General features: G+C 47.4%; 16 protein-coding genes. 15 read left to right on the forward strand and 1 reads right to left on the reverse strand.

Going from position 1 to position 17,624, the window contains the following annotated elements; all coding sequences use genetic code 11:
• Position 1 precedes the first annotated feature (1 nt).
• The 3 genes from EOO49_RS11965 to EOO49_RS11975 are packed head-to-tail and all read left to right on the forward strand — an operon-like array spanning position 2 to position 5,187.
• Positions 2 to 1,975, forward strand: coding sequence for a nucleoside-diphosphate sugar epimerase/dehydratase (locus EOO49_RS11965; RefSeq protein ID WP_290845967.1), 1,974 nt, complete (start codon positions 2 to 4; stop codon positions 1,973 to 1,975).
• A 28-nt stretch (positions 1,976 to 2,003) separates the two neighbouring features.
• The gene (locus EOO49_RS11970) at positions 2,004 to 2,771 is read left to right on the forward strand and encodes a polysaccharide biosynthesis/export family protein (RefSeq protein WP_290845969.1); all 768 of its coding nucleotides are present in this window, start codon (positions 2,004 to 2,006) and stop codon (positions 2,769 to 2,771) included.
• Between the two features lies 1 nt (position 2,772).
• Positions 2,773 to 5,187 carry a polysaccharide biosynthesis tyrosine autokinase gene (locus EOO49_RS11975; protein WP_290845971.1) on the forward strand — a complete coding sequence of 805 codons (2,415 nt, stop codon included), beginning with the start codon at positions 2,773 to 2,775 and terminating at the stop codon, positions 5,185 to 5,187.
• 5 nt (positions 5,188 to 5,192) lie between these two features.
• Here the strand turns inward: EOO49_RS11975 and EOO49_RS11980 are convergent, their stop codons facing one another.
• On the reverse strand, positions 5,193 to 5,933 hold the full coding sequence (locus tag EOO49_RS11980) for a CpsB/CapC family capsule biosynthesis tyrosine phosphatase (protein ID WP_290845973.1): 741 nt from the start codon (positions 5,931 to 5,933) through the stop codon (positions 5,193 to 5,195).
• Between the two features lie 113 nt (positions 5,934 to 6,046).
• On the opposite strand from EOO49_RS11980, the gene EOO49_RS11985 reads away from it, so the two are divergent.
• The 12 genes from EOO49_RS11985 (at position 6,047) to EOO49_RS12040 (ending at position 17,585) form a co-directional block, all read left to right on the forward strand.
• Positions 6,047 to 6,916 carry an ABC transporter permease gene (locus tag EOO49_RS11985; protein WP_290845975.1) on the forward strand — a complete coding sequence of 290 codons (870 nt, stop codon included), beginning with the start codon at positions 6,047 to 6,049 and terminating at the stop codon, positions 6,914 to 6,916.
• Positions 6,913 to 8,184: an ABC transporter ATP-binding protein gene (locus tag EOO49_RS11990; RefSeq protein ID WP_290845977.1), complete on the forward strand. Its 1,272-nt coding sequence runs from the start codon at positions 6,913 to 6,915 to the stop codon at positions 8,182 to 8,184. Before EOO49_RS11985 ends, EOO49_RS11990 begins: the two co-directional genes overlap by 4 nt.
• A gap of 6 nt (positions 8,185 to 8,190) precedes the next feature.
• Positions 8,191 to 8,922, forward strand: coding sequence for a class I SAM-dependent methyltransferase (locus EOO49_RS11995; protein ID WP_290845979.1), 732 nt, complete (start codon positions 8,191 to 8,193; stop codon positions 8,920 to 8,922).
• Between the two features lie 41 nt (positions 8,923 to 8,963).
• Positions 8,964 to 9,782 carry a hypothetical protein gene (locus tag EOO49_RS12000; protein ID WP_290845981.1) on the forward strand — a complete coding sequence of 273 codons (819 nt, stop codon included), beginning with the start codon at positions 8,964 to 8,966 and terminating at the stop codon, positions 9,780 to 9,782.
• Entirely contained in the window at positions 9,783 to 10,706 is a 924-nt protein-coding gene (locus EOO49_RS12005; RefSeq protein WP_290845983.1) for a glycosyltransferase family 2 protein, read from the forward strand.
• A 104-nt stretch (positions 10,707 to 10,810) separates the two neighbouring features.
• Entirely contained in the window at positions 10,811 to 11,833 is a 1,023-nt protein-coding gene (locus EOO49_RS12010; RefSeq protein ID WP_290845985.1) for a glycosyltransferase, read from the forward strand.
• Between the two features lie 35 nt (positions 11,834 to 11,868).
• On the forward strand, positions 11,869 to 12,960 hold the full coding sequence (locus tag EOO49_RS12015) for a glycosyltransferase family 4 protein (protein WP_290845987.1): 1,092 nt from the start codon (positions 11,869 to 11,871) through the stop codon (positions 12,958 to 12,960).
• Between the two features lie 10 nt (positions 12,961 to 12,970).
• On the forward strand, positions 12,971 to 13,780 hold the full coding sequence (locus EOO49_RS12020) for a hypothetical protein (protein ID WP_290845989.1): 810 nt from the start codon (positions 12,971 to 12,973) through the stop codon (positions 13,778 to 13,780).
• Between the two features lies 1 nt (position 13,781).
• Positions 13,782 to 14,690 (forward strand): glycosyltransferase, encoded by a 909-nt coding sequence (locus tag EOO49_RS12025; protein ID WP_290845991.1) that lies wholly within the window; start codon positions 13,782 to 13,784, stop codon positions 14,688 to 14,690.
• A 23-nt stretch (positions 14,691 to 14,713) separates the two neighbouring features.
• Positions 14,714 to 15,733: an N-acetylneuraminate synthase family protein gene (locus EOO49_RS12030; protein ID WP_290845994.1), complete on the forward strand. Its 1,020-nt coding sequence runs from the start codon at positions 14,714 to 14,716 to the stop codon at positions 15,731 to 15,733.
• Positions 15,730 to 16,890, forward strand: coding sequence for a UDP-N-acetylglucosamine 2-epimerase (gene neuC, locus EOO49_RS12035; RefSeq protein ID WP_290845996.1), 1,161 nt, complete (start codon positions 15,730 to 15,732; stop codon positions 16,888 to 16,890). The genes EOO49_RS12030 and neuC overlap by 4 nt, the downstream gene beginning before the upstream one ends.
• Positions 16,890 to 17,585: an acylneuraminate cytidylyltransferase family protein gene (locus EOO49_RS12040; RefSeq protein ID WP_290845998.1), complete on the forward strand. Its 696-nt coding sequence runs from the start codon at positions 16,890 to 16,892 to the stop codon at positions 17,583 to 17,585. Before neuC ends, EOO49_RS12040 begins: the two co-directional genes overlap by 1 nt.
• Positions 17,586 to 17,624: the final 39 nt, after the last annotated feature.

Genomic DNA, 17,624 nt, shown 5'->3' on the forward strand with positions numbered 1-17,624 from the left:
AATGAAGATCAGTGCTGTTTTTAGGGATATCGTCACTCAAGTATCCCAAAAGCGTTTTGCCAATATAGGATATCTGCCAAGGTGGATCATCTTCATGATTGACGTATTCATCGTTTTGGTAGCCAATATCATCACTTATGTGATCGTTTCGAGCCTTACCGAACTCCATCCGAATTACCAGACGATGAACATGCCGATTAGGTACGGACTCGTCATTTTGACCAACGCGGCATTTTTCCTTTTCTACCGCACCTATTCCGGAATCATCAGGCATTCCACTTTTATCGATGGTGTGAAATTGCTCGTTTCGGCTTCGTCTTCATTCATTTGTCTTTTGGTCATCAATTATTCCTGGGAATATCTCACCGACCAAAGACTTTACCTGAGCACGGGACTTTTTATAAGTTATGTGATCTCATTTCTTTTGCTGTTCCTTTTCAGGATTCTCGTCAAATATCTGTTCGAGAAGTACATGTCGATCGAAGACGATCGCAAGTTGCTCAAGGCCGTGATCTATGGTGCCGATGCGAATTCGATCGCCGTCGCGAACGCTTTGATGACCGAAACTCCCGGCCGTTTCAAGGTCGTCGGATTCATCAATAAGTTCAATCAGGACAAGACTTCCAAGAGTTTGCTGAATTTGCCGATGATAAGCCAGAACCGTGACGTCCACGTGATTTTGCGCGCCATGAAAGTCGATGCTTTGATCATTGCCGAAAAAAGTCTGTCGAAAGAAGAAACGGTCGCTTTGGTAGAGGAATGCCTCGAATACAATTTCAAGGTTTACACCGTGCCTTTGATCACTGACTGGCACGACGAACAACAAATTTCCAAAAAAGTCAAGACCTTCGAGATCGAGGATTTGTTGGGAAGAAAACCGATCGTACTCGATACCAATGCCATTTCGTCACAAATCGCGGGAAAAACGATTTTGATCACTGGCGCTGCCGGATCGATTGGCAGTGAAATTACACGCCAGGTCTTCGGATTCAAGCCTTCGCGCATCATCATGCTCGATCAGGCCGAAACACCTTTGCACAATCTGGCGCTCGAAATCGCCGACCTGAACATGGAAAACGTCGAGATCGTGAACGTGCTGGCCGACATTCGTCACCGCGATGCGATCGAAACCGTTTTTGCCAGGTACAAACCAGATGTCGTCTATCACGCCGCGGCTTACAAGCACGTACCTTTGATGGAAGACAATCCGCTTCAGGCGATCTATACGAATGTGATCGGATCGAAAAACCTGGCCGATCTTTCGCACAAATATCACGTCGACACTTTCGTGATGGTTTCTACAGACAAAGCCGTGAACCCAAGTTCGGTCATGGGCGCAAGCAAGCGAATTGCCGAAAAATATGTGCAATCGTTCCATTATCGTTCGGTCAGCAACAAAAAAGCGCATACGAAATTCATTACCACGAGATTTGGGAATGTGCTCGGTTCCAACGGATCGATCGTGCCGCTTTTCACCAGGCAAATCCAGGAAGGCGGGCCGCTCACGATCACGCATCCTGAAATCATCCGCTATTTCATGACGATTCCTGAAGCGTGTCAGCTCGTGCTCGAAGCCGGCGCAATGGGAAAAGGCGGCGAAATCTTCATCTTCGACATGGGCCAGCCCGTGAAGATTATCGACTTGGCGAAAAAAATGATACTACTCGCCGGATTCACTCCGGACAAAGACATAGAAATCAAGATCATAGGCTTGCGTCCGGGCGAAAAACTTTACGAGGAACTGCTCAACGACACTTCGAAAACGCTCACGACACATAATGAAAAAATCATGATTGCCGTAGACGTTTGCGACGATTATGAAACGCTGAGATCGGCAATCGAGGAACTTCAGACGCAAGGCAATTCTTTCACGAGCGAGGAAGTCGTTTTCCGCATGAAACGCATGGTTCCGGAGTTCAAAAGCATGAATTCGGTGTTTGAAACCTTGGATCTTCAAAAGAATATTCCGCTCTAAACCCTATATTTGCAGGCAACCTTACCATATGAGAATTTTTAGATTAGTTTGTCCGCTTTGGATTTTGGCCTTGGCAATGATGACTTCCTGTGCTTCCAAAAAAGATATTGCGTATTTGCAGAATGTGGGCATTTCAGGCGAAATGGAAAGCGGCGTTTACGAACCTACGCTCAAGCCGGACGATCTTTTGAGCGTAATCATTTCCGCCGAAACACCAGAAGCGACCGTGATGTTCAACATTCCCGCAATCCAAGGGAATTATCAGGTCGACAACAACCAAAACGGTATCAAGACCTATCTTATCGACAACGCCGGAAACATCGATTTCCCGGTTATCGGAAAACTGAAACTCGGCGGATTGACTCGCGCCGAAGCGGTCAATAAAATTTCGTCCTCGGTTTCGGAGTACATAAAAGATCCTATCGTAAACCTGAGAATCCTCAATTTCAAGATTTCGGTGCTTGGTGAAGTCGCCAAACCCAACACCTTCAGCATCCAAAGCGAGAGAATCACTTTGCTGGAAGCTTTGGGAATGGCCGGCGATCTTACGATTTACGGCAAACGCGACAACATTCTCGTGATCCGCGAAGCCGATGGGAAAAAGACGTTCACACGCGTCAACATCCTGAATAGTAACTTCATGAATTCGCCCTACTACTACTTGACGCAAAACGATGTCGTGGTAGTCGAGCCCAACAAAGCCAGAGTGAACGCTTCGGCCGTTGGACCAAATATTTCGCTGATCATTTCGGGAATTTCCGTCCTGGCCACGGTTCTTATCCTTTCAATACGTTAATATGCAGGAATATCCGCAACTGAAACCCGAAAAAACGACGGCAAAACCCGATGAAAGCCTAAACTTTCGCGACAAGTTCGAGGCTTATCTCGTGCACTGGAAATGGTTTGTCTTCGGCGTTTTCGTCTCGCTTGCACTGGCGTGGGTTTACCTGAGATATGCTGTTCCTCAATACATGGCGAGCATGACGATCATGGTTCGCGATGAGCGCAAGGGTGGAATGCAGTCGGAACTCAGTGCTTTCGCGGATCTGGGATTGGCAAGCGGCGTGAAAAACAACGTAGACAATGAAATCGAGGTCGTGCGTTCGCGGACCATCATCGAGAAAGCGGTGGATTCCCTAGGACTCAATGTTTCTTATTTTTCCGAAGGTCGCGTCAAAAGTCTTGAGCTTTACAAAGACACGCCAATCGAGATCGCGATTTTCCAGAAAACCGAAGATTTCAACAAGAAATACAAGTCGTTCACGATCGTTTCGGGCAACGACAAGACGTTCGCGATCCAAACGCCGGACGGCAAAAGAACGGGAGAATACGGCTACGGGAACATCGTCGATATGGGAACCTTCAAGATGATCGCGACCAAGAAAGCGCATCCGAAAGACGCTTCTGACGATTTTCTTCTCAAGGTCGAGATCAATCCTTTGAGAAGCGTCGCGACAGCTTACAGAAACCGGATTTCGGTGGCGGCCTTGAATAAAAACTCAAGTGTGGTCGAACTTAGTCTGTCAGATCCGATCAAGGAAAAAGCCGAAGACCTGCTGAATATGGTAATCGCGGTTTACAACGTCGAAGCCATTCGCGACAAGAACCAGGTTTCGCTCCAAACCGAAGAATTCATCAATCAAAGACTCAAAAATATCGAGGTGGAACTTGGTGACGTCGAAGGCGGAAAAGAGGCTTTCATGTCGAGAAACCGTCTTACGAACATCACATCGGATGCCGACGTTTTCGTCAAAAATTCATCGGATTTCGAAAAAAGCCTGATCATGACCGAAACCCAGATTCGCGTGGTAGAGGAAATGCAGCACTTTTTGGCCACCGATAAAACCGGACTGATTCCAAGCAATATCATTCCGGAAGATCTTACCGCGTCAGAATTGATTGCCGAACACAACAAACTCGTCATCGAACGCGACAGACTGGCGATCGGGGCGACAGAAAAAAACTCCACGCTAAGAAACTGGACTGCGAGAATCGTCGATTTGCGCGCCACGATCAAGGAAAGTCTCGACAGGCTTTACGCCGGACTCAAGATCAAACGCGCCGATCTGCAAAAACAGGTCGATATGGTCTCGAGCCGGATTTCAAAAATTCCGGGTCAGGCGAGAATCTCAAGAAACATCGAGCGCCAACAACAGATCAAAGAACAACTTTTCCTGTATTTGCTGCAGAAACGCGAGGAAATCGGGATTCAGCTTCAGGTCACGGCTCCGAATGCGAAAGTGATCGATTCGGCCATTTCTACGGTCGGGCCAGTTTCTCCAAAAAGCCGCAACATGTACTTTTTGGCCATCGCGTTAGGACTTGCTATTCCGGCGCTTATCGTATATCTGCGACAGCTTTTCGATACGAAGGTCAAGAGTGTCCGCGATATCGAAGGCCGAATTTCGGCACCTTTCATCGGAGACATCCCAAAATCGGAAACCGAAAACGAGATCATCAACGCCAGCAGTCGTTCGAGTTCTGCCGAAGCGATTCGGATCGTGCGCACGAACCTCGAATTCTTGCTGTCGAAAGTACCTGACGGACAAGCCAAAACCGTCGCGATCACCTCGACAATCCCGAAAGAAGGAAAGACCTTCGTGGCGATAAATCTTGCGAGTACGATCGCCTTGTCAGGCAAAAAAGTATTGCTCGTCGGGCTTGACATCAGAAATCCGAAAATCGACCAATATGTCAAATTGCCTTCGAAAGGACTTACGAATTACCTTGTGAAAGCCAACGAAGACATTTCCGACTATATCGTGAAAATTGACGGTTATGACGACTTTGACGTTTTGCCGTCGGGCGTGATTCCGCCAAATCCTGCCGATTTGTTGCTGAACGACAAGTTGGGCGTTTTGTTCGCTGAACTCAAATCGAAATACGATTACATAATAGTCGATACGGCTCCGGTGAGTTTGGTTACAGATACTTTGCTGATTGCCAAATACATGGATGCCTTCCTTTACGTGATGCGCGCCAATTATTTCGACAAACGCCTGATCAGGTTGGTCGAAGGTTTCCACACCGAAGGCAAATTGCCAAACATGGCGTTGTTGCTCAACGACACCGTTTGGGGCAAAACGTACGGCTACGGTTACGGATATGGCTACGGATATGGTTATGGTTACGGCTACGGCTACGGAGTGGAATCCGAGCGCAAGTCGTTCCTAAGTTCGATTTTTGGCAAACTTTTCTCTAAAGAAAAATAAGTCGGTCAAGGATTCCGGAACAGCTGATTGTTTGCGATCGCTTTCTCGAGTTGGGACGAACCCTCGACGATAAGTTTCTTGTCGAAAGCGGCGATGTGTCTTTCGTGATGCACGTCAGATCCAGCAAAATCTATCAAATCCTGTTTTAGCAAACGATCGGCGATTTTTGCGGCGTCTTTTCCGTAATAGCCCACAGTCGACAGCAGATTCACCTGAAATCGGCAGCCCGCGTTCCGCAATTTCTCATATTCCGAAAAACGTCCGTAGTAATAAGGATAACGCTCCGGATGCGCCAGAACGGGAATGTAGCCTTCGAGTTGCAATTCAAACAGGATGTCGTAAAGCTGGATTGGCGGATTCAGGTAAGAAAGCTCGACCAAGACGTAATTCTCGTGAATCGCAAGCAATTTTTCCTGCTTGAACCGTTTGAGGAAAAAGCTGTCCATCAAATACTCGGCGGCCGCCCGAATCGGGATGTCGACGTTGTTTTCGAGAAGTATTTTGCGCGTTTCTTCCAACTTTGACAGAATGCCTTCGGATGTGTTCTCCCAAACCGAATACATCACGTGTGGCGTGGCGATAAGTTGGTTGCAACCCATTTTTTGCAGTTCGGCAATCAGGTGGATTGAATCCGTTGGTGTTTTGGCTCCGTCGTCAATGCCGAAAAGTACGTGCGAATGGAAATCGACGTGGTTTTGCGGAATGAGTTCCTTAAGGGTCGGCTTTTGCTTGAGAAACGAAAACATTTTGTGGAATGAGTTACAAAAATACTCGAAAACAGGCGATTTCGGACGCGTTTATTTTAAAGTTTCATCACCTCAAATTGTTATCTTTGCGCGCAGTTTCGCTAAACAGACAAATGGATAAAACTAAAAATGAAGAGAATTGGGACCTTGTAATTGAAGGTCATTCTTCGCTCTTTGACCTAAAGTTCGCCGACGTATGGCGTTACCGCGATTTGCTTCTGATGTTCGTAAAGCGTGATTTCATCAGTTTCTACAAACAGACGATACTCGGTCCGCTTTGGTTCTTTATCCAACCGATTTTTACGACTTTAGTCTACACTTTCATCTTTGGGAATCTCGCCGGAATCAGGACTGACGGGCTTCCGCAGCCGCTATTCTACCTGTGCGGGATCACGGCCTGGAATTATTTTTCAGACTGTCTGACCAAGACCAGCACGGTTTTTCGCGACAACTCGAGTATTTTCGGCAAAGTCTACTTTCCGCGACTCATCATGCCCTTGAGCATTGTCGTGAGCAATTTGGTGCGATTTACCGTGCAATTGCTGCTTCTCGTGGTGATGATGATTTACTTCGCCGTGATCAAACCCGGCAGTTTCGAGATCACGCCGGCCTTGGCTTTGTTTCCTATATTGATGCTTCTCATGGCGGCACTCGGCTTGGGAACAGGTCTGATCATTACGGCAATGACGACAAAATATCGCGACTTGACGTTTTTGGTCACTTTTGGCGTGCAACTCCTAATGTACGGAACCACGGTGATTTATCCGTTGAGCGAAGCAAGGGCCAAATTCTCCGATTACGCGTGGATCATCGAAATGAATCCGATGACGGGAATCATAGAAGCCTTTCGCTATGCCTTTTTGGGACAAGGCGAATTTTCTGCCGCGAGTATTGGCTATTCGGCATTGGTGACCTTAGGTGTTCTTTTCGCCGGAATCGTCATCTTCAATAAAACAGAGCGAAATTTCGTCGATACGATATGAGTCAGAACATTGTCATAAAAGCCGAAAATATTTCGAAAGCCTACCAGATAGGACAAATCGGAACCGGCACAGTATCTCGCGACTTGGAACGTTTCGTGCGTACACGCGTGTTGCGGCAGGAAGACCCTTTTCTGAAAATCGGGGAAACCAACGACCGCAGCGTCAAAGGATCGAGCGATATCGTCTGGTCTTTGCGCGACATCAATTTTGAAATCGGCCAAGGCGATGCGGTAGGAATCATCGGAAAGAACGGAGCCGGAAAAAGCACATTGCTCAAACTGCTTTCACGCGTTACGAGCCCAACGACAGGCGATATAAAAGTAAAAGGCCGAATTGCGAGCCTTCTCGAGGTAGGAACAGGATTCCATCCCGAACTCACCGGACGCGAGAACATCTATCTGAACGGTGCCATTCTGGGCATGCGAAAAAAAGAGATTACGCGAAAGCTGGACGAGATCATTGATTTCTCTGGAGTTGAGCGCTATATAGATACGCCCGTAAAGCGCTACAGCAGCGGAATGTATGTGAGATTGGCCTTTGCCGTGGCCGCTCACCTCGAAAGCGAGATATTGGTAGTGGATGAGGTACTTGCCGTAGGTGATGCCGAATTCCAGAAGAAATGTCTCGGTAAGATGGGCGAGATCAGCAAAGGGCAAGGCCGTACCATTTTGTTCGTGAGCCACAATATGGCCGCCATACAAAATTTGTGTACTTCCGGAATCGTGCTCAAGAACGGAATGGTCAAATACGAAGGTTCGGTAGATGTTTCGGTTCAGGAATACCTCAAGGATACGGCTTCGGCAGTTTCACTGGCAGAATTGACCGATAGGCAGGGAAGCGGTATCGTGAAAGTCATATCTGCGAAAGCTTTCGGAACCAATCCGGACAATATGCCGCAAATAGGAAAACCGTTCAATCTTGAATTCACGCTCGAGAATAAAAACCGGTTGCCGTCTTCCCAAATCGTTTTCGACATGAGGATAGACGATCAAATGGGGCAACGCATCATCTGGATGAGCAACCGCGTCGTAAAGACACAAAGCAGCGATTGCGTAGAGAAAGTGACCTTTTCCATAGACAGGCTGAATCTCAACGAGGGTATTTATTACGTGACTACCTGGATCGCCGTCGACAATAAGGTGGCAGATTGGGTGCAAAACGCATTCTCATTCGAGGTCAGTCTCGGCGATTTCTACGGTTCGGGCCAAAAAGTGGCGCCGGGACAAAGTAGGATTCTCGTCGATTTCAATGTTGGATATAACAAATAGAACACTATGCTAAACAGGCTAAAGGCAAAGGTAAAGCAAAACGATACTCGTCTTGAAGATGCGCACGAGTTACAACAAGATCAGCTTGCGCTGACGCAACTTTACAAGATGTTTCCGGATGCTTTTTTCATGCCGCTCACGACTTGGTCGGTCAGTCCGAAGGAAATCGTGCACGTGTGCAATGACATCCTGGTAAACGACCGCAAGTGCATCGTGGAGTTTGGGTCTGGATTTTCGACCGTCTGTATTGCAAGGATGTTGAAACTTCACGACAAAAAAGTGTCTTTCTACACGGTCGAGGAAAGTACAGGATGGGCTTCGGAACTGCAACGCATACTGGAAAGCCAAGGTTTGTCTGACTACGTTACGGTCGTTCACGCACCGGCCAGCGAAATCAAATTGCCCATCTCAAAGAAGAATCAGACGAAATGGTACAACACCGATATCCTTTCGGAAGTGTTCGCCGACGTCAGGAACATCGATGTGATCGTGGTAGACGGCCCGACGGGAGCAATTTCTCCTCACGCCCGCTACTCGGCCATACCATTCCTCAAAGATAAGCTTGCTGAAGATTTTTCGATATTTGTGGACGATACCTTCCGCGAAGAGGAAAAGAGCATGGGATTGGATTGGCGCGATATACTGAAGTGCGAGTGGAAAAACTACAAACGATACATGCACTTGTTCTCGGTTCGCAAAAACGACGCGACTCCGTATGGCATCAAATTCAAAAAGTGATAGGAACATAACGAATCAGTCCTAGCCGAAAAATAAGGGTCATGAAACAAAAAGTCATCGCCGCGTTGGTAAATTACGGAGACGAGCAGCTCGAGTATCTTGAACAGGTGGTCACCGGGCTAAAGTCTTTCGTAAAATATGACGTCACTGTGATCGTCAATTCCAATATACCTTTGGCGATCGACGGAATCGACCAGGTAAATGTGGTAAAACTCGAAAACTACCAGCTTCTTCCGTTGACGTGCCGCAAGGTGCTTTGGGACGCAAAGGACGGATACGACATTTTCATCTATGGCGAAAACGACCATCTGTTTACCGAAAATCACATCGACAAGCATTTGGAATATGCCAAAATTCTGCCGGAAAACATGATTTCCGGTCTCATTCAATATGAGGAAAACGGTCAGGGGAAATTCTATCCCGGCTACCATTTCGATTTCGAATGGGATTTCAAGTCGGTACGTACATTCGCAGGCAAGAAATTCGCATCGTTCTCCAATTTGCATCAGGCGACGTTCATACTGACAAAAAAACAGTTGGAAAAGGCGGGCAAACATTTCGATTTTACGCAATTGGTAGACGATTTCGAGCCTTCTTTGGTCAAAAAAGCCGTCAATAAATTAAAACGGAAATTGAACTTTGCGGTCGACCGTACGAACAAATACAGCGTGAAATGCAAAGTGAATACCGATGTTTATCAATACGCGGGCATGAAAAAGGTCATCTGCGTTTCGGAATTTGACCAGAACATCATCCACCATTTGCCGAATCTGTATATCGAAGGCATCAAAGGACGCAGCAAATTGCGTTCTGATGACGAGAAGATGAATGCTTCCCTAAGTCGCTTAAATGCACAGTAGATGCTCGCGATCGTAATCCCATATTACAAAAAGGCTTTTTTTGCCGAGACACTCTCGTCACTTGCCGCCCAAACTGATAAGCGATTCAGGCTTTACATTGGCGACGACTCGAGTCCCGAAAATCCCGAATCGGAAATTGGGAAATACGAATCGGAAATTCCCATACACTTTAAAAAGTTTCATGAAAATGTGGGCGGAAAAAACCTGCCGTCGCAATGGAAACGTTGCCTGGATCTTCTGGCAGACGAAGATTGGGTGCTGGTTTTGGGAGATGACGATGTGCTCGATCCGAATGTAGTCGAAGCTTTTTACGACAAACTGGCAAAAAATCCCAAAGTGGACGTCATGCGTTTTGCGACCCAAAAGATTGACGCATCCTCGGTGGCGACTTCGCCGGTCTACCTGCATCCCGAACTAGAAACATCAAGAGACTTCCTTTTCCGCGAAAGCCGGAGTTCCTTGAGCGAATATGTTTTCAGGACCGAAAAATTGCTGGAAAACAATTTCCGTGAATTGCCGCTCGGCTGGTATTCTGATGTTTTGGCCGTTTTGGAAGTTTCCGGTTTTGGGAATGTCTTGACTATAAACGACGCTACAGTAAACGTGCGCATCAGCAGCCAAAGTATTTCCGGAAGCCCGGCTCACGGCAAGCAGAAACTCGAGGCCAGGGCAATTTATTACAAACTCCTTTGCGACAACTATCTTGAAAAATTTCTTCCTTGGCAACAAGTTCTTCTGTTTGAAAAACTCGACAAAACTTACTTGATCCGCAAGTCGAACTGGCGATTGCTGCTGCAGATAATAGCGCTATATTTGAGAAAAGGCCGTGTGAGGCAACTGTTCTCTTTTTTGTCAAAAGTCGTCAAAGCGGTAGTGAGAAACGTTTTGGGAATCAAAAATAAAGTGCACACGATATGTGTTTAGCGCACAATCCAATAAGCGGGAAAGTGAACAGATAGTCAGCATTTCGCCAGTTCCAAGTTTGTATCTTCCAAAGGAAATCACCAAATTCACGAAAAAACACTAAGATGAGGCAAGGCCATAATCCGCACAAAGACAAGCGAGAAGTCATTTCCGGTTTTTTCCACCAAGTCATCATTCCAGTCTACATTCCAGAACAAGGCGAGTATTTTCGCGACGGACCCGAGATTCTTTCGTATTGCCTCGAGTCGCTGTTCAAGACCGTTCACGAGCAAACTTTCATTACCGTAATCAACAACGGAAGCTCGGCCAGAGTAGCAAATTATCTCGACGGTTTGTTTGCAGACGGGAAAATCCATGAATTGATCCACAGTGCCAACATCGGCAAACTCAATGCGGTGCTCAAAGGTCTGATAGGCCACAAGTTCGATCTTGTCACGATTTCAGATGCTGATGTGCTTTTCCTTGACGGATGGCAAAAAGCCGCTAGCGAAGTCTTTTCCAATTTCGCCAAAGCCGGAGCCGTTTGCACCACTCCTTCGTCCAAATCGTTCCGGAACCACACGGCGAATATTTGGGCGAAATTCCTGTTTTCGAAGAAAATCGGTTTCTCTGCCGTGGAGAATCCGGATGCTTTGCAGGCATTCGCACACAGTATCGGCAACCCAAATTATTATTCAAAAGCCCAGCTCGATCGCTATCTCACGCTTTCGTCCAACGGAAAAAAAGCGGTTTTGGGCGCGGGACATTTCTGTGCAACCTACCGAGGCGATATTTTTGAGTCGTTGCAGAAGCGTTTCTCCGAATTCAAGCTCGGCGGAAAAAGCGAGAACGACATTCTCGACAAACCCGTGCAGCAAAACGGATTTTACAGGTTGTCCACAATTGACAATTTCACGTGTCACATGGGCAATGTGCGCGAAGATTGGATGCCGGAAACCTTGTCCGAAGTCGGGAAAACCAAACCTGTTGCCACGAAGGTCGTGCTATCTGCGGGAGCGAAACCCAACTTTTTCGAAAAAATCGTCGTCAGATGCTTCACGACGCTGCTCACACGCAAGAATTTGGCGGCCCGATTGCTTGTTTACAAAGGAATGTCGGCAGCCGACGCCCAAAAGTATGTATTGTAAAAATAGATGTGTATTTTAGCGGCAATTCCAGCGACATGCCAAAAGTAATCCTCGTTTCAACGTTTCCGTTGCCGTATCCCAAGATCGGAAGCTGGACGAACATGTACCGCAATTACTTCGAAAGCGGACAAAACCAAATCGATACCATCGTTTGTGAAGCGCCCGAAAATCGATTCGACGGCGTAAAATATGCTTTGGTGAAGAATACGTTTTGGTCGAAAATCCGAAAAAAGCTACAGTATTACCGCGTAAATTATGTCGATGCACTTCTGGGAGAAATCAAACCCAACGAGCGCTATGTGATACAATTTGTCGACAACTACGTGCTCGCGCGGCATTTTCACGAAAAGCTCGTTTTGAAAGGGCTTCGCCAAAACTGTCACGTGCAGTTTTTTTACCACGGATACGAACCTTTTGTTCCGGCCAGCGGTGCTTCGGGTTTCTTCAAGGAAGTGGACGAACTTATTTTGCTTACCAACGAAAGCTACAAAGCGCATTTGGCCTATTACACGGTTTTCCCGGTGCGCGTTTCCATACTTTACAACGGCATCGACACTTCGAAATTTTCCAAAGTCAATGCCGATGAAAAACATAAAATCCGTGAAGATCTTGGCCTGAAAGGCGACAAGGTCTTTGTTTGGTGTTCGCAGGATCGGCCCAAAAAAGGTCTCGCGATCGTTTTGGACGCCTGGAAATCGGTCAGTGCAAAATATCCGGGACATGAACTGTTGATCATCGGCACACACAAAAGAGGCGATTTCGACAATGTTCGTTTTGTCGGAAAAATTCCAAACGACGAACTTCCAAAATACTTCCAGGCCAGCGATTGCTATCTTTTCCCAACGCTTTGCCACGAAGGTTTCGGACTTACTTTGATAGAAGCGCTTAATTGCGGATGCCACTGTATTGCCTCAGAACAAGGCGGCGTGCCCGAAGTGTTGCAGTTCGGAAAGCTCGGGCGTCTGATCGAAAAACCGAATTTTGTGAGCGAATGGCAAACCGCGATGGAAGATTTCATAGAAGGCAAAGACAAGCCCATAGTCGTCGAAAATCCGGTTTATACATTGCAGGAATGGGTGAAGTCGATGAATGTCATAATAGCGAATGCCAAGAATAAATTAAGTTGAGGCCAAGACCATGAATTCCCAAAACAAAATAGATACTTCCAGGGTCGCGATCCTGAGCACTGTCATCAACTTCAACCTGTACGATAAAACCAGCAAGCTTTATCCGGATTACCGTCGGTTCGTGATTGACGGACGCGACAAGATGTATGCGATGAACAGCATCCGGTACATGTTGAGGAAACTCAGGAACGAGAAAATCGACTGGCTCATAATGGCCGATGAAGATGTCGTTTTTATCGCGCCCGACAAGATACAAGGTCTCATCGAGCACATGTCACAAAACGACTATATGTTTTGCGGCGTAAGAGACGGCGGAATGGTGAGGCACAGAACGTTCAGTCCGTATGCGATCAACACTTTTTTCTCGGTGATCAACTTTGCCAAATTGCAGCAAATCTGGAACGAGGAGGAATGTCTTGCCCAACAATTCACGGTTCCCGACGAATTCGATGACGACCTTTCGCAGCTGCGCTATCCGTATGACACCAATGTTTTGTACGAACCTTATTACTGCTTTTATTTTTGGATGCGACGCAAAGGCCTCAAACCGCTTTACCTCGATTCGAGAGACGTCAAGGACGATGCCGTGGCCAACGTCGTGTCAGATCACGCCGGAAACGAGATCGTCTGCCACACCTGGTACTCGCGCGCTTACGAAAAGGACGTCGCCCAGACCAATCGCATCAACGCCCTTATCGAGAGTTTCGGCCTTAGTCGCGCCAATACGAGAAACCACAAGATTTTCAAGGACGGATTGTTCAAATGGCGCAAAAAGATAAAGCTGTTTATAAAGCACAGGATTCTTCGCAAACACTCCTGATATGCACCAATTCGAGCTTCTGATTTCCACCAAAAACAGACGGGATGATTTGCTGTTCACGCTAGGACGCATTTCGGGATTGTTGTCGCAAAACGTCACTTGCCGCGTTTTTGACGATGGTTCGGACGACGGAACATCCGATGCCGTAAAAGCGAATTTCCCGCAAATCGGGTTGCTTCGGAACGATAAATCGAAAGGTTACCTGTTTTGCAGAAACCATCTTTTGAATACGACAACCGCCGATTTCGCGATTTCGCTTGACGACGATGCACATTTCCTGTCAGACGATCCAATTTCGCGTTTGTCGGATTTCTTCGATCAAAACCAAAACTGCGGACTCGTTGCCTTTAGGATTTTCTGGGGAAAAGACGCGCCCGAAACCACGTTTTCATCCGAAACATCGCATCCCGTAAAAAGCTTCGTCGGCTGCGGACACGCCTGGAGAATGTCGGCCTGGAAAACCATAAATCCATATCCGGAATGGTTCGAATTTTACGGAGAGGAAAATACGGCGTCTCTCGAACTTTTCAAGAAAGGCTGGCAGGTTTCGTATGTTCCCGAAGTGCTCGTGCACCATCGTGTCGACCAAAAATTGCGCCGCACGCAAAGCGATCGGGGTTTTCGCAAAAGACGTTCGCTTCGCGCCGGTTGGTATATGTATTTCCTGTATTTCCCGATTTCAAAAATTCCTGCGAAAATGGCTTATTCGGTTTGGAGCCAGTTCAGGAACCACGTTTTCAGAGGCGAATTCCAGGCACTCAAAATCCTGTTTTTGTGCACTTTTGACCTTGTTGTAAATCTCGGTCGTATTTCCAAAGAATCGAACAGATTGACCAAAATTGAATTCGCCGCGTTTTCGAAATTGCCCGAAGCCCGAATTTACTGGCATCCGAAAAAAGAAAACCGATAGCCCAAATTGACTAATTTTACCGCATGTCATTTCCAAACACCGATAAACCTTATCTGATCGCCGAAATCGCCCAGGCGCACGACGGAAGTCTCGGCATTCTGCATTCATATATCGATGCCGTGGCCAAAACCGGCGTTCAGGCAATCAAGTTCCAGCTGCACATAGCCGAAGCCGAAAGCAGCGCCAGCGAACCGTTCCGGATAAAATTCTCATATGAGGACGAAACGCGCTACGATTATTGGAAGCGGATGGGTTTCACTTTGGAACAATGGAAAGGCCTCAAAGCGCATTGCGACGAGGTAAATCTCGATTTCATCTGTTCGCCTTTCAGCAACATGGCCGTGAACTGGCTCGAGGAAATAGGAGTGAAGGCTTACAAGATAGGATCGGGCGAGGTCAGCAATCTTTTGCTTTTGGAACGCATCGCCAAAACCGGAAAGCCCGTGATTCTTTCGTCCGGAATGAGTGATTTGTCCGAATTGGACAGAACGGTGAATTTCCTAAAGACGAAAAGCGTCGACTTCTCGATTTTGCAATGCACGACGGCTTATCCTACGCAACCCGCACAATACGGACTCAATGTCATCAAACAACTGAAAGATCGCTATGACGTGAAAATCGGGTTTTCGGATCATTCGGCCAGAACCGCCGCCGGAATTGCCGCCGTCGCGCTCGGAGCCGAAATCCTCGAATTCCACGTGGTTTTCCACCGCGAACTTTTCGGGCCTGACGCCAAAGCATCATTGACGTTGGAAGAAACGACCCAATTGGTTCAGGACGTGAACGCCATTTCGGAATCGCTCAAAAATCCTATAAACAAAGACGACAATTCCGCTTACGCCGAACTCAAGTCAATTTTCGAGAAAACATTGGCAGTGAACAAAAACTTGCCAACCGGACATATGCTTACGATGGACGATCTCGAAGGCAAAAAACCCGCAAAAATGGGAATTCCGGCTTCTGATTTCGCATCGGCAATCGGAAAAAAAACAAACAAAGACCTGCGTCAGTGGGACTTTTTACAGCAAGAAGACCTTTCATGAACGAGAAGAGAAAAATCGCCGTAGTCATTACCGCACGCCCGTCTTACAGCCGCGTCAAGACCGTGCTTTCGGCCATTTTGGAACATCCGCAGCTCGAATTGCAACTCATTGTCGCCGCTTCGGCACTTTTGGATCGCTACGGAAGCGCGGTCAATTACATCAAAAAAGACGGGTTCGAGATCGCCGCAAGGGTTTTCAATGTGCTCGAAGGCGAAAACCTCACGGCCGCCGCCAAGACTACAGGAATCGGGATTCTCGAACTTTCTACCGTTTTCGACAACCTAAAACCTGACATTGTCGTGACTGTCGCCGACCGTTTCGAGACGATTGCCACGGCGATTTCGGCAGCTTACATGAACATTCCGCTGGCGCATGTGCAAGGTGGCGAAGTGACTGGAAACATTGACGAAAAGGTGAGGCACTCGATTACGAAACTGGCCGATTATCACTTTGTCGCTTCCCAAAACGCAGCCGATCGCGTAATAAAACTCGGAGAAAGTCCCGAAATGGTTTTCAACACGGGTTGTCCGTCTATCGATATTGCGCACAAAGTTGCCGAACACAAAGCATTGACTTTCGATCCGTACGAAAAATACGGAGGCGTGGGCAACAAACCCAATCTCGACAAAGGCTACATCGTGGTCATGCAACATCCGGTGACGACAGAGTACAAAGATTCGCGAAAGCACATCAATGCGACTTTGGAAGCCATTCGCGCGCTGAATTTGCCAACATTATTGTTTTGGCCCAATGTTGATGCGGGCGCCGACGGAACTTCTACGGGAATTCGATCGTTCCGCGAAAAATATGACATGGAAAACGTGCATTTCTTCAAGAATATGGAAGGTGACGATTTCCTGAATCTGCTGGACAACTCGCTTTGCCTTATCGGAAATTCGAGTGTCGGGATTCGCGAATGTTCGTCTTTGGGCGTTCCGGTGGTGAACATCGGCTCAAGACAAAACCGTCGCGATCGCGGCACGAACGTCATCGATGTCGATTACGATCAGAGCGCGATAGAAAATGCCGTGAAAGCGATCGTCGAAAATGGCGAAAGACCGAAATCTGACGTTTACGGTGGCGGAGACGCGGGCAAGAAAATCGCCGAATTGCTGCATTCACTTCCGTTGCAATTCCATAAAACGATAACCTACTGATGCGAATCCTCGGACTACTACCGGCGCGCGGCGGCTCGAAAGGCATTCCGGGAAAGAACGTGAAAGTGCTTTTCGGGAAGCCGCTTTTGGCTTACACTGCACTCGCTGCATCGGATTCCGAAAAATTGACGAAAACAATCCTTTCTTCAGACGATGACAAAATCATCGAAGTCGCGAAAAATCTCGGGCTTTCGGTTCCGTTCAAGCGTCCCGAAAATTTGGCCGAAGACGCCTCGCCAACGCTTGGTGTGATTTTGCACGCTTTGGAATTTCTTGAGCAATTAGGAGAAACTTTCGACGCGGTTTGTCTTTTGCAACCTACGACGCCTTTCCGAAAAAGCGGTTTCATCGACGAAGCGATTGCGAAATTCGAAGCTTCCGGAGCCGACAGTTTGGTCAGCGTGCTCGCCGTTCCTCACGAGTACAATCCGCATTGGGTTTTTGAGGAAAAGGACGGTTTGCTCAAAATTGCAACCGGAGACGAAAAGATAATCGGCCGCCGTCAGGATTTGCCAAAAGCCTGGCACCGCGACGGATCGATTTATATCACAAAGACTGAAGTGCTTAAAAGTGGCAGTTTGTACGGGAAATCTACCGCTTTCATAGAAAATGATCCCGAATGCCATGTCAATCTCGACAGTTTGAAAGATTGGGAAAAAGCCGAAGCTATCGCGTCGCGAATTTTCGGGATTTAAAGCGCCACATAGCGGTTTGGCCTTTTCGTTTTCGGTTTA

Origin of the sequence: Flavobacterium sp. (assembly GCF_004295795.1) — a bacterium.
GTDB lineage: Bacteria > Bacteroidota > Bacteroidia > Flavobacteriales > Flavobacteriaceae > Flavobacterium.